Origin of the sequence: Psychrobacter sp. NPDC064578 (assembly GCF_044901245.1) — a bacterium.
Lineage (GTDB): Bacteria > Pseudomonadota > Gammaproteobacteria > Pseudomonadales > Moraxellaceae > Psychrobacter > Psychrobacter cibarius_C.
Window position 1 is genome coordinate 345193 of sequence record NZ_JBJDPI010000004.1, and the last position, 16889, is coordinate 362081.

Consider the following 16889-nt stretch of genomic DNA (forward strand, 5'->3'; position numbering starts at 1 on the left):
ACTAAAAAAGCCAATGCCATATAAATATAACATTGGCTTTTGTCACGTGTACGGCAGCTATCGTTGTTGTTTATTCGTTTCTATTAAACGATATCTAGCGTGCCATCGATAAACTCTTTGGCAAAGCGCTGGAGCATACCGCCTGCGTTGTACATTTTGACCTCATCAGCAGTATCTAAACGACATTTCACTGAGGCTTTATCGACAGTACCATCTGTGCGGTTAATGACCAATGTCATCTCACCGCCAGCAGACACTTCGCCTTCGATATCAAATACTTCGGTGCCACCGATATTTAGAGTATTACGATTGACACCTTCTTTAAACTGCAAAGGTAGTGCGCCCATACCGACCAAGTTTTGGCGGTGAATACGCTCAAAATCTTCAGCAACCACCACTTCTACACCTGCTAAACGGACGCCTTTAGCAGCCCAGTCACGGCTTGAGCCTTGACCATAGCCGTCACCGGCGATGATGATCAGCGGCTGCTCGCGGTTCATATAGGTCTCGATTGCTTCCCACATACGCATGACTTGACCTTCAGGCTCTACTCTAGCAAGCGAACCTTGTATTACTTCACCTTTCTCGTCACGTACCATCTCATTCAATAGCTTAGGATTGGCAAAGGTCGCACGCTGCGCCGTTAAGTGGTCGCCGCGATGGGTTGCATAAGAATTATAATCTTCCGCCGGTAGACCCATGGTATCAAGGTACTCGCCAGCTGCCGAGTCACCCAAAATCGCATTAGATGGTGATAAATGATCAGTAGTAATATTGTCACCTAGTACCGCTAATGGACGCATGCCTTTTAGCTTATTCATCGCTGCCATTTTGCCTTCCCAATACGGCGGACGGCGGATATAAGTCGTCTGTTCACGCCAGTTATAGAGTGGGCTTAATGCTTTACCCGTGTCTTTTTTGGCTTCGTCAAACATCGGAATATAAACAGCGTTAAATTGCTCAGGTTTTACCGCTTTAGCCACGATGGCATCAACTTCATCATCATCGAACCAGATGTCTTTTAGATAAACGTCATTGCCGTCTTGGTCTTTTCCTAACGAGTCTTTTTCGATATCAAAACGGATATTACCGGCAATAGCATAGGCAATCACCAATGGTGGTGATGCTAAAAATGCTTGCTTGGCATACGGATGGATACGACCATCAAAGTTACGGTTACCTGATAACACTGCGGTAGTGAATAAATCATTATCAATGATTTCTTTCTCGATGTCAGGATCAAGCGCGCCACTCATACCGTTACATGTGGTACAAGCAAAACCGACCACGTCAAAGCCGATTTCTTGGAGCTCAGGCATCAAGCCGGCTTCTTCTAGGTACATTTTTACCGTTTTTGAGCCAGGTGCTAATGAAGACTTCACCCAAGGCTTACGTAATAAGCCTTTTGCATTGGCGTTACGGGCAACAAGGCCGGCTGCTACCATATTGCGTGGGTTTGAGGTATTGGTACAACTGGTGATGGCTGCAATAATAACCGCACCATCTGGCATGAGACCATCTTTTGGTTCTGGTAGCTTCTCATCAGCGCCATGAGCGATACCTTTTGCAACCAAATCAGTTGTCGATACACGTGCATGCGGGCGAGATGGGCCTGCTAAATTGCGCACGACCGCAGATAAATCAAATTCAAGCACACGTGCGTATTCGGCTTTTTCCATGCCGTCAGCCCATAAACCCACTTGCTTGGCATACTGCTCAACCAGTTTAATCTGATCTTCACTACGACCAGTTAGGCGTAAGTAATCGATGGTTTGCTCATCGATATAGAACATGGCAGCAGTTGCGCCATACTCAGGCGTCATGTTGGAGATAGATGCACGGTCGCCTACAGTAAGCTGGCGCGCACCGTCACCGAAGAATTCAATATAAGTAGAGACCACACCTGCATCACGCAAGAATTCAGTCATCGCCAGTACGAGATCCGTACCCGTAATGCCTTTTTGTAGTTTGCCAGTGAGCTTGACGCCAACGTAATCGGGCAAGCGCATATACGATGGATTGCCGAGCATAACGCTTTCAGCTTCAAGGCCGCCAACACCGATAGAAATAACACCCAAGGCATCGACCATAGGAGTGTGACTGTCAGTACCGACTAAAGTGTCAGCAAACGCGACCTTTTCACCGGCCTTGTTTTGTACTACTTGCACTACAGGCGACATTTTTTCTAAGTTGATTTGATGCATGATGCCATTACCCGGCGGCACCACGTTCACGTTGTCAAAGGCGTATTCGCACCAGTTGATAAAGTGAAAACGGTCATCATTACGGCGCTCTTCAATCGCGCGGTTTTTCTCAAATGCATCTACTTCAAAGCCTGCATGCTCAACAGCCAGTGAGTGATCAACAATAAGCTGAGTCGGTACGATTGGGTTTACTTTAGACGGGTCACCACCTTGTTCAGCGATGGCATCACGTAGGCCTGCTAAGTCAACAAAGGCGGTTTGACCCAAAATATCATGACAAACGACGCGGGCAGGGTACCAAGGAAAATCAAGGTCTTGTTTGCCCTCAATATGTTGTTTTAAAGCAGCTGTTAGCTCTTCTGGTGGGCAACGACGTACCAAGTTTTCACATAGTACTTTTGAGCAAAACGGTAGCTTGTCATACGCGCCAGCTTCGATATCCTCAATTGCCGCACGGGTGTCAAAGTAATACAAGTCGGTATCAGGAAGTGGCTTTTTAAATTGGTCGTTCATCGGCTGTACTAGAGCGTTGTCCATGGGTCACCTTTGGCAGTTAGCTGGTTGGAATGAGGTTTATAGAAAAAGGATAATTCTTTTAGCAAAGTCGTTATCGAAAATAAGATTCAGTTTTGCTAAAGAAACTTCATGAAAAACTGACAGAAAATATAGGGCATGCAAGGCACACCCTACACATATAAATTCTATTTAATACTCAATTAACGCGCACTCATATCTGGTACTGGACGCAACTCTTCACCGGTATATTCTGCACTTGGGCGAATGATACGGTTGTTAGCACGTTGCTCAAACACGTGTGATGCCCAGCCCGTTAAGCGTGAACAGACAAATATAGGTGTGAACAGTTTGGTCGGAATACCCATGAAGTGATAAGCAGAGGCATGGAAAAAGTCAGCATTACAGAATAATTTCTTCTCGCGCCACATGACTTCTTCACAGCGTACCGACACTGGATATAGCACTTCATCACCAACGTCAGCCGCTAGCTTTTCAGCCCAACCTTTAATCACAACATTACGTGGATCTGACTCGCTATAAATAGCATGACCAAAGCCCATGATTTTGTCTTTACGCGCCAGCATGCCCATCATTTCTTCTTCGGCTTCATCAGGTGAACTAAAGCCTTCAATCATATCCATTGCCGCCTCATTAGCGCCACCATGCAGAGGACCGCGTAGTGAACCGATTGCGCCAGTGATACAAGAATGGATATCAGATAGCGTAGAGGCACATACACGTGCGGTAAAGGTTGAAGCGTTAAACTCATGCTCTGCGTACAAGATAAGAGACACGTTCATCACTTTTGTGTGTAGCTCGTTTGGTTTTTCACCTTTAAGCAAATGTAAGAAATGACCGCCAATCGTCGCATCATCCGTTTCAGTTTCGATACGCACGTTGTCATGAGTGAAGCGGTACCAGTAGTTGATGATAGAAGGGAATACCGCAAGCATGCGATCTGCTTGGTCGTTTTCTTCCTCAAAACTCATTTCGGTTTCTAAGTTACCCAGCATAGAGCAACCTGTACGTAATACATCCATCGGATGCGATTCGGCAGGGATACGCTCAAGCACGTCTTTTAATGACTGTGGTAGACCGCGAAGGGTCTTTAGCTTGGCTTGATAAGCATCAAGCTCGGTTTGGTTTGGCAAGTTGCCGTATAGCAGCAAATAAGCCACTTCTTCAAAGATGCATTTGTCTGCCAGCTCTGACACGTCATAACCGCGATACGTCAGACCAGAGCCTGATTTGCCGACGGTAGATAGCGCGGTTTTGCCTGCGACTTGTCCGCGTAGACCTGCGCCTGACAATACTTTTTTTGATGGGTTTTGTGCTGCCATGATGAAATTCCTTTTGTGGGTAGCTTTTTGGGTAAAAAACGGTGTTTCTAAGTTTAGAATAATAAATTTTTCAGTTAATGACTGATAATAGCGCCAGTTGAGCGTTACGCAGGCTGTTCAAGCTGTGGACCATCTAAATCGACATTGCAACGCTTGAATTCGGCTTCAATAGGGCCATTCAAGACTTCCATTGCGCTGCCTTCGCCTTCTGCATTATTGATTTTCATGTACTTGACACCCAGTGGTGATTCCATGAACGTCTGAATCTCAGTCATCTCTTCTGGGGTAGGGTCAGCCATTGGCGTTGCAATCTCTTCACCATTCATGACACGCAGTTGCTCATTACCAAACGTAATCAGCTTTTTCCCTACCTCTGACGTATAAAAGTCATCTAACTCTTGTAACTCTGCATCGGTAAACTGACTCTTATAGAAACGATCGACTTCGGCTTTACCCAAGTCTTTGTCGCGTGATTCGAGACAGCTGACTTGCTCTGCACTGAGCGCACCACTATTGATAACTGGGGCAAATAGTAGGCTGTTGACGGTATCTAGCGTAATCGTTGTCATGACCAAGTCATCTTGAGTGGCAGGTGCAGGAGCATCTTTGGTAGTATCAACTTCAGCAGTGCTTGCACCATTGGTCGTATCATCAGCGGTTTCTAGTGTTTTATCACAGCCCGTCACGAATAACAGTGCGGCAAGCGTACTGTTCAGTAGTGACGTTTTAAGAGCAGTATTAGCAGTAAAAAATGGCATAAATAACCTAAAAGTAAATGAAGACGGATTTCGAAAAGATAACACACTCAAAGGTGAGCTATCTTTTCAGTGTTGCCAATAACTAACTCTTAACTACTTATTAGCAAATAATTTGTCTAGCGTCTGCTCAAACTCATGATAATTTAAGAAATCATACAGCTCCATGCGGGTTTGCATGGTATCTACAACTTTTTCTTGGGTGCCATCAGTCAGTAGATGCTGATAAACGTTTAATGCCGCTTTGTTCATCGCACGGAATGCTGATAGCGGGTACAACACCATCTCGACACCCACGCTATACAGTTGATCAGTGGTGTAAAGGTCTGTCTGACCAAACTCTGTCATGTTGGCGAGTACTGGGATATCCAATATGTCAGTGAACTTACGATACATTTCGATATCGGTTAAGGCTTCAGCAAAAATCATGTCTGCGCCAGCTTCTTGGAACGCGACTGCACGCTCTACAGCAGCATCAAGACCTTCTACAGATAGCGCATCCGTACGTGCCATGACCACAAAATCAGGGTCAGTTTTGGCATCCAATGCCGCTTTTAAGCGATCAACCATTTCTGAAATACTGACGATTTCTTTATTTGGGCGATGACCACAACGTTTTTGCGCCACTTGGTCTTCGATATGTACGGCTGCAACACCTGCTTTTTCCATTTTTCTGATGGTTTGGGCAATGTTAAATGCACCGCCAAAACCAGTGTCGATATCTACTAATAACGGCGTATCAACTGCGTCAGTGATACGGCGTGCATCTTCTAGCACATTATCAAGGCTAGTCATACCCAAATCAGGAAGACCAAATGAGGCATTTGCCACACCAGCACCAGAGAGATATAACGCTTGGTGACCGACTTGAGTCGCCATCATTGCAGTATAGGCATTGATAGCACCTACAATTTGTAGTGGCTGGTTATTATCGTTTTTTTGGGCCAAAGCACTGCGAAAGCGTGTGCCTGCTGAAGATAAAGTCATGTGAGTGTCCTTGCATAGAGAGATAGTATTATCGTTATTGTGTTCGATTATACTCAATAATCAGTGAGTGAAAAGCATTGTTTAAGCATTATTATTTAATTAATTTAAATAAATAATTTATTAGAATTAATATTATTCACCATATGAATACCATTATCTATAAAGTAATGGTTTACTCAAACTCTTATTCATATTGCTGAATTTGCAAAGACACGTATAGCCCATTATTTACATTTATTTACAATAGCAGTTGCGCTTATTTTTATCGCTTCATGATTTTAGCTTACCAAAAAGCCCTAATAGCTAAGCTAAAAGGGCTTTTATGATATAAATAGATATTTTTAAAACCGATATCTAGCCAAATAGTCCAGCAAGATTGGCTAAAAATAACAGTGCAAAACCCGTTAAGAAGATGAGTCCTGCGATAGAGAGTGCATTCATACCAAAAGACAGTTTTTTATGGTTTTTAACCAGTGAGTAATTTAACCAGCCAAAGATAGGCGCTGAGACAAACGCCGATATCATGGCAAACTTAAGCATAGTCCCTAGTTGTCCAGTAAAGAAAGTGATAATCATCAACCCACCACCGATAGCATAGGTCGTCCAAAAAGCGATTTGCTTTTTGTTGATTTCGCTTTCACCTTTTATTAGACGCCAGCACTCAGCGTTGGCACGGCCATAACCGTCTGCACAGGTGATCGTCGTACCAAACATACACATAAAGGCGACGAAAGCGACCAATAGACGTGACCATTCACCGATAGTTGCGGTATACATGTTGATCAACTGATTGATATAAGCGCCACCAACCAGCTCAATTTCTTGTCCTGAGCCATACTGTACAAACACACCTAATGACAAGAAAAATAATGCCAAAATCGCTGAGACGGCGTAGCCTACGTTAAAATCAAGCAAACCTTGGCGATGGGTGGTGTGATCGGCTTTGACTTTGGCAGATGTCCACATCGAGGTAATGGCGGCAAACTCAAGCGGTGCTGGCATCCAGCCCATGAGTGCTACGATGAAACCTAAAGTTGCTAAATTCCAAGGAGAGGCGGCGATAAAGTCAGCAGCCATGACTGTCGGCTTGCCAGCGGCAATGATGACCGCAGCAACAGTAGCCGTGGTCAGAGCAATCATAATCCATTTGGTCACACCATCGAGCAGCTTATAGTGACCTGCAATTAAAAAGAACCAAGAAACCGCCACGATGATGAGAGACAGTGCCATCGTCGATAGCCCAAGAGAAGCGGGTAGCATAAAACCTAAGATAACCGCTGCTATTAATGAGACCGCGCCCGTACTAATGACGGCTGATAGGATAGAGAGTATAAAATATACCCACAGATATACTTTTGAGCGTTTGGCATAGCCTGCAATCAAACTCTCGCCAGTGTCATAGACATAGTCGGTTGCAAAGCGAAAAAATGGATACTTAAAAACGTTGGCTAAAATAATCATAATGGCCAGTTGCCAGCCATATATAGCGCCAGCCTGCGTCGATGAAATCAAATGCGAGCCACCGATAGCAGCGGTTGCCATCAAAATACCGGGACCAAAGATGCGCCAGCTAAAGTCTTCTTGCGGCGAGGTCGCAGTATCGTCAGTGGCATTTGGGTTGGTGCGTGGGTTATTGAGTGGTTGTGTGGTCATGAATACCTCTAAATGGTTAAAACGGCAAATTATCACTTACCTGTGTCAGCTTGCCAATGATCATGAGAGAAGCGCTTTATAAACTGCTTAAATATAAAACGATTCATCTTGTATCGACTTTAGCACACCGAAGCCAGTCAGGAGAATGATTATTCTAGTTGTTATTACTATTTGTTTGCATTGCCATTCTTTTTAGTTAGCATAATCAGTTGATAATATCAAGTATTAAGGCTGATTATTTTTTGGCGGTTCTTTATAACACAATATCCATTCAATATCTGATAATTTAAGGCTTTGACACAAATTTTTGCTGTCGATAAGTGATGCCGCGCTGCTCATATACCTGATAGGTGGCGCTCAGTAAATCAGAAATGCTGGGATGAACGAAATCTTTGAGTGTATGTAGATAAATAGGGGAGGTGACGTTTTCGTGTATCAAACGTTGATAACTGATTTGGTCGGTACGCACGGTCTTTAGGCTAGCAGGCACAAGGGTAATGCCTTCGCCAGCCGCCACCAAGCCTAGCGCTACTTGCAAGTCACTCACCGTCGTAGTCATAAAAGGCGAAATACCGTATTGTGCGAATAAGTGTAGCAACGGCTCCGTAATAGGCGCGCTAAGTGTGGATTGCTCAGCGCTTGTGCGTCTGGATTTTGTATTATTATCCAGCTTTGCGCTGGTTGATCTTACGCTCGTCGCTATCGGTAAATGAGTTTGATGGTAGAGAATCAGTCGATTGTTTGCTAAGTCTATCAACCGCTGCTCCTTTACATGCGCCAAAGGATGCGCTTTTGGTAAGGCGACGACATAACGCTCATGACGCAGTAGTATTTGTTGAATCCATGGATCTTGATGGGGGAAACGCCCAAAACCGATGTCTATCTCACCAGATTTGAGCGCCTCTATTTGTTGATATGAGCTGATGTCTTTGAGATTGACGTCGATATCGGGGCTGGATTGCTTCAGCATGGCAATAATTTCAGGAAGCAATCCATAAAGCACGGATGGGACAAAGCCAATATTTAGCATGCTACTGGGCGTGGATAGCCGCTGCGTCATGCTGGTGACGGTATCAATCTCTGTCAATATGGCGCTGATTTTGTCGTAAAAGAATGTACCAGCTTCAGTCAGATGTAGCGGTCTATGGTAGCGATCGACCAATTCCACACCCATATCTGTTTCAAGCTGTTTAAGCAGACGACTCAAGCTTGGTTGTGACAATCCAGTTTTAGTCGCTGCGGCACTAAAGCTCCGTGAATCTGCGATAGCAATAAAAGCGTTGAGCTGTTTTAAATCCATATCTTTATGCTCACTTGTTTATGATGTCACCGTTGCTTGTGGCTTATTTTTTTTGGCTATTTTGATTATTTTATCCGAATAAGAGCAATAAGCGACAAATTATGCTTGAAGCGAACGAGGCGAGCTACTATATTGTTTGTTAACGTTAGTGTTACACTTTAGCAAACAATAAAAACTTTATTCTTAATTCTAGCTGTTATCTACTTTTTCGCGGTAAAAACTGGTTTGGTATTATTTCATGAGCGACAAAAAAAATAGCCCTAATGCGCAGTTAGAGGCAAATTTAGCCAAAATTGCTAATACTAAGCCACGTAAGCGTATGCGTAAAGATAATATCTACGAGCGTTTCATCACGCGTGTCGAAAATGTTGATAGTAATGAGGATAACGCTACTTTCAAAGAAAATGCATTAAAACCACTAAAAAATACCAATCATCTTTCATCGTATGAGCCATTAAGCGCCACAGAGCTAGAATTATTTGCTAATTTAGAGCAAGAAAGCGTGAGCACAGGTATTAATGTAGATTTTTCTGATGACGATAAAGACGAGGGTTTTTCGACAAATCATGCACCGATAGCTAATACTGACAACTCTTTAGATTCTGATGCAAATAACGATAAATCTTCTTTATATATCGCTGACAGCGCAAATGCTGATGATTTAAAACGTCAAGATTCAGAAAGATTAGCAGCGGAAAAAGTTAGAAATGAACAACTATCTAATAATAACGACGCTGTAAATGACAATGCTATTGCTAAACAATTAGCAAAATCAAAGGAAAAGCAAGTAAGTAGCAAAAAACCACTTATTATTGGCATGATCTTTGGCTCATTATTGATTGCTATTATTGTAGCAACACTAATTTTTACCGGCGTTCTATCGACCTCAACGAAAACGATTGTACCTGATAGTGCAGAGACGAAAACAACAACGACAGATGCAGCACTAGCTGTTAGCTCTGGCAAAGCAGTAGCAACCGATGATAACCAACCTTCTGCTGATACAGGCGCGGTAGATAAATCGACAGTGATATCGCAACCAGAGGAACCCCCCACTGAGAATCCAGACACCAATCCTAATGGGGTAGAGACTACTGAAGCCCCATCGACCATGCCAGCAGCTGAGGCAGCCATCACTTATGATGACTTTAGAGAAGAATCCCAAAGTACCTTGTATCGCGAGACCAATGATTAGTCACTCAATCTAAGGCATATTCTCAATTCAAATGGACTGAGTTATGCCAAGCAGCGTTAAATATCTGCTTAATACCTCGAGATAACCTGTGCTATTTTGCTTATTAGACTGCAATTCATCTCATTTTTATTACCATTTTTCAAATTGCTCATCAGCAACTAGCCATACAATAATAGTACTTTCAAGCCGCTTATCAGTCAATTCTATCGCTCATACCAAAAATCATTGCAACATACCCGAGAGCCCGTATCCTGAGATCAAGGATACGGTGATAGGCCGTTCATAACATGGATTGACTCGGTATTGAATTATGACTATCTCAGACAATAAAAGTGATATCAATAAAAGTGTTGGCTTATCCAGTAATTCTAATAACGAGCCACTATTAGCAACCGACACAGCAAAGCTAGCAAAAGGCAGTTTGCTGAGTCATGTAAAATGGTTTGCCATAGTGGGTGTCTTGTTATTAACGACTATATTTGTGTCGGCTCGTTTTTTTTCAACAATCCCTCAAGCATCCATGGTAAGTGTTCATCTACCTGTTACGGTAGCTACTCATCAAATCAACGAGTCGGCAGCAGATAGTTCACCTCTAGCAAAAGTTAAAAATAATCACAATCAGGCTAATGTTGAAGCTAAGCACGCTCAAGTCGAGACTGCTATTAGTTATGGTGATTTTAGACAGGAAGCACAGAATATCTTATATCGTGAGCCAGAAGCGTCTGTCTCACATGTGAACCTAAATACAGCTAGCATTGAGCCTGCCATTAGTCATGAAGATTTTAGAGTAGAAGCAAAAAACACCTTATACCGTGAGGAAAAATAATCAATTTTATATGATAATACAATAGAATTGAAACGCAGATGACGACTTATTTAAAACCAGCTATTTGACATATGCATATCTCCAGATAGCTTTGTAAGCAGGCAGCGAAGCTCCTACTCATTGGAGGGATTTGAATAACTTAGCCTCGTTATATCCTGATATTGAAATAATATAAACGCGAGTAATGAGAGTGCTAATATTCACACCTTCATTAGGAGAAAAATCTGCAAGAGTGATTGGCTGACCACTCTTTGAAAAGCAAAGTGGGTATTCAAAGAGTGGTTGATAAGTTTATTATGCATATTGCATTTTCGACATTTAATTTACAAAGGCGGCAGTATTTTTAACGGCTTTACAAGTTATTAATACTGAGTGCTCAGATGCATTTCAATCAAATAGCTGTAATAGAAACATTGTTATAGATTTAATTCTATAGTCAATCCTATATAAATCAGATACTGTGTCAGGCTCGCTTAGTCTACTATTTGTAGTACTTTCGCTCGCCTTCCTTGTATCTGAATTATATTGTACCGGCTATATATTCATAAAGGTTCAAAAAACATTACACTCGTTTCAGTAGGTGCGTAAGGCTTATTGTCAACATTCTTAGGAATAACGACCACTTCTCCAGAATTCACTTCTATAGTCTTGTCTTTTAATATAATAAATAACTGTCCTGACAGTACATAAAATAACTTGTCTTCATGTTCGTGACGATGCCACTCGTATTCGCCTTTCAGTTTGGCCAGCTTTACGGTTAATTGATTGAACTGAGCAATATCAGTAGGCTTCCAAAGTTCTTTAATATCATCAAGCTCGTTTTTAATATTCGCTATATGCAGACTCATTATTACTCCTTTTTGGTATGTTAATACCATTAAATTATTTTTGATTGATAATCATTTGTATTAAAATGATTGTTCGTTACTAATAATGCTATTATTATTTCAATATTTGATAACTGGCTATTTATGTAGGTAAAGCTATTTCTAGTTGAATACAACATAGAATCTCTGTTATTTAATCATTCAAACTAAAATATCGCGATTGTATTTATATGACAAACTTAAGCACATTTTATGATCACTATCAGACCGAATACTGGTCTTTCGATCATCCTGATTCTGACTATTTGATTAAACGTCCAACTTATGATGGCAGCTCTGGTTATGGTGACTTACTGAGCTTGCATAATGGTATCGTGCTCGGTCGAAACAGCATTGCTAGCAGCCAATCTTTGGTGGAACCCGCCGCACCATTTGCTTGTGATGTAGGGATGCACTTAATTGTAGATGCGAACTATACCTTACATGCTAGTAATTTACGGACTGATACAAGTATTCATTCGCAGCAAATTTGGCGACGATCAGGAGATTTTGGTGATATTAACTCTACAGTTGATACTGAATATTTGCAGAATTCTCCTATAAATAGCCATATCGTAACAATCGATTTTAATCAAACATTGTTGTCGCGCTGGGCAGAAAGCTTCGCTGTTCCAACATGGCTATTACCTTTTAATAATCAAGATCCTGAAATGGTTCAAGTCAGCTTATCCAACCAGCCGCGTCTACTTGCTCGTGCAGCTTATATCCTCTCTTTACCTTGCTGTACTTTGAGTGATCGATTAGCTTTAGAGAGTCAAGCATTGCTGCTTTGCCAAGATATTTTAGGCATTCAAGATATATCAGGCCGATTAGCAAACCAAAAAAGCCAAATTGATCAGGCCGTTGATATTATTCGCCAAGAGTACAGTAATAAATTAACAATTTCCTTGTTGGCTCAACGAGTGGGTATAAACGAATGCTATCTCAAGCAACAGTTCAAACAACAAACGGGTAAAACAATCGGCAGCTTTATCCGTGAACTGCGTATGCAGGAAGCAATGCGTTTGTTGCTAGATGAATATAAAAGCGTCCAAGAGACTGCATGGTATGTTGGCTATCGTGATCCTAGCAATTTCAGTAAAGCTTTTGCCAAATTTTATGGCGTTACACCCACACAACTTATCTAGCCAACCAATAGATGTCAAGCTGCCACAATCTTCTAAAATCAGCTAAATAAGCATTGCTGATATACGACTTATTTATGCCAAACCTATGTTGCGCCTGAGTTAATTCAATCTTCAAACCTTGGTAAATGCTGAGGTATCGTTCCGAATAAGTTCCCTTATTCACGGTATAACTTCCCAATTTCACCTTATATTCAACTTACCTATTCAAACAAGCATAGTATGATTGATTCTCATTTATGCTTTAATGAAAAGTCCTAGCAATGAGTTTTATAGACTGTTGGTGGTATGTTTCAGCGTAGTAAAAAGTCATTCGTAATAAGTAAGAAGAACTTCAATAATGCGCTCACTATCTTTGTTACTCATTTTACTCTGTGCCGTTTCTCTTATGCTGGGCTCAAAACAGACCTCACTTATCGCTCTCTTTAATTTCTCCAACGATGCATGGTTGACCCTAACGGCGAGCCGTATACCACGGCTGATTGCGCTGGTACTGACAGGAGTGGGTTTGTCTGTTAGCGGCGTGATTTTACAGCACATCGTCCGTAACAAGTTTGTTGAGCCTGCAACTTCAGGGGGGTTGGATGCTGCCAAACTTGGCATTTTGGTCTCGCTCACCATGCTTCCTAATGCCAGTACGAGTAGTAAAATGATCTTTGCACTGGTTTTTTGCTTTGCCGCAAGCTTACTTTTTATTCTCATTATTAGCCGTATTAAGTTTAAGAGCGCTGTGCTTATTCCTGTCCTTGGGTTGATGTATGGCAGTGTGCTGAGCTCAATTGCGGAGTTTTATGCGTATCGCCATAATATTTTACAAAGTATGCAAGGGTGGTTATTGGGAGATTTTTCAAGGGTTGTACAAGGTCATTACGAGCTGATTTATATTATTTTGCCCATCATTGTATTAGCCTATATTTATGCCCATCGCTTTACGGTACTGGGTATGGGCGAGGACATGGCCGCCAGTCTAGGACTCGGCTATGCGGCGACAGCTGCCTTAGGGCTTATGCTAGTCTCAGTAACGGTGGCCGCTTCAGTCATCACCATCGGCGCCATACCTTTTGTGGGGCTGGTTATTCCAAATCTAGTCGCTCTAAAGTACGGGGAAAACCTGTCGCGGACACTGCCAGTAGTCGCCTTAGGCGGTGCTTGTTTGCTGCTGATTTGTGATATTTTTGGGCGGCTCGTCATTTATCCTTTTGAGGTTCCCATTGGCCTTACCGCAGGCGGGGTAGGCGGTGTAATATTCCTTGTGTTAATCATGAAGGGGGTGAGATGAGTGCTGCGGCAAAGGTTTGGGCGACCGTGATACTGATTATATTGCTGGCGCTTATCTTCTTATTGATAGGCTCTGATTTAGATTTTGATTACTTAATTCCTAAGCGTTTGATGCGTCTAGCGACTATTGTTCTCGGTAGTATATGCTTAGCTTTTTCATCTATAATCTTTCAAACTATTGTTGGCAATCGTATTTTGGCGCCTTCTATCATGGGCTATGAGGCTGTTTATTTATTGTGGCAAGTGCTGCTGCTGTTTGTGATGGGTACAAATGGACTGATGCTGCTAGGTGTCAGTGGTAATTTTATCGTATCAATCGTATTGATGCTGGCATATTCTTGGGCACTTCATCACTGGCTTTTCCCTCGATGTAAAAATGATGTCTATACCTTGTTGTTATTTGGCTTGGTGTTAACGATGGTCATCGGTACGGTTACGCAGTTTATTCAGCTGCGTATTAGCCCTGGCGAGTTTTCGGTTTTTCAGGGGTTAAGCTATACCTCGTTTAATCGATCTCAGCCAGAGACTCTGTTTTATGGAGCGCTTGCGGTAGCCACCGTACTATGGGTTAGTCGTAAGACACTGCCTGTCTTAGATGTGATGGCGCTTGGCCGTGAGCAGTCGCTGTCTCTTGGTGTAAACCATCCTAGATACGTTAAGTTATATCTGGCTTTAATTGCCATTTTGGTGGCTGTGTCAACGAGCTTGATCGGTCCTACGGTATTTATGGGTGTGTTCATTGCCAACATCGCTTATGCGCTTGCAGGGAGTAACCAACACAAAGTCACCTTACCCATCGCTTGTGCCATTACTATCGCCATATTTTTAGTCGCTCAAATATTTGTTGAGCATGTCTTTAATCATAAAACCAGTGTCAGTATTCTCGTCAACCTTGTGGGTGGCATCTATTTTCTTGCGCTGACCGTCCGTACTAGAGGGTTCACATGATTACCATCAACCATGTCCATAAAAACTATGGCAAAAAATCTGTGCTATCAGATATCAGCCTAGAATTTCAGGCTGGCAGTGTTACCTCTTTAATTGGTCCTAATGGTGCTGGAAAATCCACCTTGTTGATGATGATGGCAAGGCTATTGGAGCCAAGTAGCGGTGAGATATCATTCAATGATCGCAACATCCGTGAGATTGGTACTTCTGAATACGCGCATCATGTTGCGACACTGCGGCAGTCTCCAGGGTTTAATCTACGATTAACCGTGGAGGAGCTGATCTCCTTTGGACGCTTTCCGTATAGCCGTGGTGCGCTAACCACAGAAGATCGACGCATCATTGATGAGGCCATTGATTTTTTGGCATTAGAGCCTCTACGTCATTCTTATCTGGATGAATTAAGTGGTGGACAGCGGCAAATGGCTTTTTTGGCGATGACCATCGCGCAACAGACAGATGTGTTGTTATTGGATGAGCCACTAAACAATCTTGACATGAAGCATGCAGTGCAAATCATGCAAGCCTTACGCCGTCTATGTGATGAGCGGGGGCGCACGGTGATTTTGGTGATTCATGATATCAATTTTGCAGCCAACTATTCTGACCATATTGTGGCTTTAAAAAATGGCACGCTTAGCTTTAGCGGACTGTCCGAGCAGGTCGTGACAGAAACCAATTTAAGTGAGTTATACGATCTTGATTTTGAGATCATTCGTAGTGAACGTGGTTGCCTGTGCAACTACTTCAATTTATCAGGGGATGCAGTATGAATTTGAGTAAGAGAGATTGGGTTTGGGTACTGGTCATGTCGGCCGCCGTATCATTACAAGGATGCGAAAAAAAATCTACTGAGCTGACAAATGAGCCAGCACACGCGTCACAAAAACTTGAGACGCCCATCACGATCAAGCATGAGCTTGGTACTACTGTCATCAATACTCGACCGCAACGCGTCGCGGTACTGGATATGAATGAAGCTGATTTTTTGGATCAGCTCGATGTTCCGATTGCAGGAATGGTCAAAGACTATATTCCGCACTTTCTTTCGCAGTACAAAGCGGATGCCGCAGTAGAGGACTTGGGCGCTATTGTTCAGCCAAATATGGAACGTATCCATGCGCTACATCCTGATCTGATTTTAATGACCCCGCTTCACGCCGCTAACTATCAAGAGCTGTCAGGGATTGCACCGACTCTACATTTCGATGTGAATTTTAATAACAGTCAGCAGCATATAGCCAGTGTTAAAAGCCACTTATTAACTTTAGGTCGTATTTTTGATAAGGAGGCATTGGCAGAGCAAAAAGCCACGCAGTTAGATGCAAGAGTCAAAGAGGTTCAGGACTTCACAAAAAACCGCCCAGAGAAAGCACTGGTTGTCTTACATAATAATGGGGCTTTTAGCAATTTTGGGCTGCAATCACGCTATGGTTTTATCTTCAATGACTTGGGTGTCAAGCCTGCGAGTACGATTGTAGAGACCAGCCTACATGGACAGCCGATTTCTAGCGAGTTTATACAGCAGGCAGATCCAGATATTCTTTATATTGTAGACCGTACCGCTGTCATGGAGCATCGCGCTATTATCAATCCTGATGATGTGAGCAACCCTTTACTTCGTCAAACAACAGCATGGAAAAATGGTCGTGTTGTTTTTGTTGATGCAGATGCGTGGTATATAGCAGCCGCTAGCCCAACCTCATTAAACATCATAATGGACGATGTCCTCAAAGGCTATCAGCCAACGTCCTAGAGACACTCTAGGAACCTTCTAAGACGAACGATGTTTTTTAACGTAGGACTAGGACACGCCCTAGTGAATGATTAAGTGAGAAAGAGAGGGTTCTTCTTATCCTAAATTGTTAATGATTAT

Annotated in this window: 14 protein-coding genes; 7 read left to right on the plus strand and 7 right to left on the minus strand. The window is 42.6% G+C overall.

Annotation, left to right across the window (positions count from 1 at the left end):
- Positions 1-83 precede the first annotated feature (83 nt).
- From acnD to ACI2JM_RS06760, 6 genes are all read right to left on the minus strand, one after another.
- The gene (acnD, locus tag ACI2JM_RS06735; RefSeq protein ID WP_404643157.1) at positions 84-2717 is read right to left on the minus strand and encodes a Fe/S-dependent 2-methylisocitrate dehydratase AcnD; all 2634 of its coding nucleotides are present in this window, start codon (positions 2715-2717) and stop codon (positions 84-86) included.
- A 203-nt stretch (positions 2718-2920) separates the two neighbouring features.
- Complete coding sequence (gene prpC, locus ACI2JM_RS06740; RefSeq protein ID WP_404643073.1) at positions 2921-4060, minus strand: 2-methylcitrate synthase; 1140 nt, start codon at positions 4058-4060, stop codon at positions 2921-2923.
- A 104-nt stretch (positions 4061-4164) separates the two neighbouring features.
- Positions 4165-4818, minus strand: a complete 654-nt coding sequence (locus tag ACI2JM_RS06745; RefSeq protein ID WP_404643075.1) for a DUF2059 domain-containing protein — start codon at positions 4816-4818, stop codon at positions 4165-4167.
- Positions 4819-4911: 93 nt separating this feature from the next.
- Complete coding sequence (prpB, locus tag ACI2JM_RS06750) at positions 4912-5802, minus strand: methylisocitrate lyase (RefSeq protein WP_404643077.1); 891 nt, start codon at positions 5800-5802, stop codon at positions 4912-4914.
- A 354-nt stretch (positions 5803-6156) separates the two neighbouring features.
- Positions 6157-7455 (minus strand): NRAMP family divalent metal transporter, encoded by a 1299-nt coding sequence (locus ACI2JM_RS06755; protein ID WP_404643079.1) that lies wholly within the window; start codon positions 7453-7455, stop codon positions 6157-6159.
- Positions 7456-7741: 286 nt separating this feature from the next.
- Complete coding sequence (locus ACI2JM_RS06760) at positions 7742-8755, minus strand: LysR family transcriptional regulator (protein WP_404643081.1); 1014 nt, start codon at positions 8753-8755, stop codon at positions 7742-7744.
- A gap of 238 nt (positions 8756-8993) precedes the next feature.
- On the opposite strand from ACI2JM_RS06760, the gene ACI2JM_RS06765 reads away from it, so the two are divergent.
- Both ACI2JM_RS06765 and ACI2JM_RS06770 read left to right on the plus strand, forming a co-directional pair.
- Entirely contained in the window at positions 8994-9950 is a 957-nt protein-coding gene (locus ACI2JM_RS06765) for a hypothetical protein (protein WP_404643083.1), read from the plus strand.
- Between the two features lie 310 nt (positions 9951-10260).
- Positions 10261-10776, plus strand: a complete 516-nt coding sequence (locus ACI2JM_RS06770) for a hypothetical protein (protein WP_404643085.1) — start codon at positions 10261-10263, stop codon at positions 10774-10776.
- A gap of 542 nt (positions 10777-11318) precedes the next feature.
- On the opposite strand, the gene ACI2JM_RS06775 is transcribed toward ACI2JM_RS06770, so the two are convergent.
- Positions 11319-11624: a cupin domain-containing protein gene (locus ACI2JM_RS06775; RefSeq protein ID WP_404643087.1), complete on the minus strand. Its 306-nt coding sequence runs from the start codon at positions 11622-11624 to the stop codon at positions 11319-11321.
- Between the two features lie 209 nt (positions 11625-11833).
- Here ACI2JM_RS06775 and ACI2JM_RS06780 point away from each other — a divergent pair, with 209 nt between their 5' ends.
- From ACI2JM_RS06780 to ACI2JM_RS06800, 5 genes are all read left to right on the plus strand, one after another.
- The gene (locus ACI2JM_RS06780) at positions 11834-12790 is read left to right on the plus strand and encodes a helix-turn-helix domain-containing protein (RefSeq protein ID WP_404643089.1); all 957 of its coding nucleotides are present in this window, start codon (positions 11834-11836) and stop codon (positions 12788-12790) included.
- A gap of 337 nt (positions 12791-13127) precedes the next feature.
- Positions 13128-14066, plus strand: coding sequence for an ABC transporter permease (locus ACI2JM_RS06785; RefSeq protein WP_404643091.1), 939 nt, complete (start codon positions 13128-13130; stop codon positions 14064-14066).
- Complete coding sequence (locus ACI2JM_RS06790) at positions 14063-15013, plus strand: iron chelate uptake ABC transporter family permease subunit (RefSeq protein WP_404643093.1); 951 nt, start codon at positions 14063-14065, stop codon at positions 15011-15013. The genes ACI2JM_RS06785 and ACI2JM_RS06790 overlap by 4 nt, the downstream gene beginning before the upstream one ends.
- Complete coding sequence (locus ACI2JM_RS06795) at positions 15010-15786, plus strand: ABC transporter ATP-binding protein (RefSeq protein WP_060491126.1); 777 nt, start codon at positions 15010-15012, stop codon at positions 15784-15786. Before ACI2JM_RS06790 ends, ACI2JM_RS06795 begins: the two co-directional genes overlap by 4 nt.
- Positions 15783-16769, plus strand: a complete 987-nt coding sequence (locus ACI2JM_RS06800; protein ID WP_404643095.1) for a siderophore ABC transporter substrate-binding protein — start codon at positions 15783-15785, stop codon at positions 16767-16769. Before ACI2JM_RS06795 ends, ACI2JM_RS06800 begins: the two co-directional genes overlap by 4 nt.
- Positions 16770-16889 lie beyond the last annotated feature (120 nt).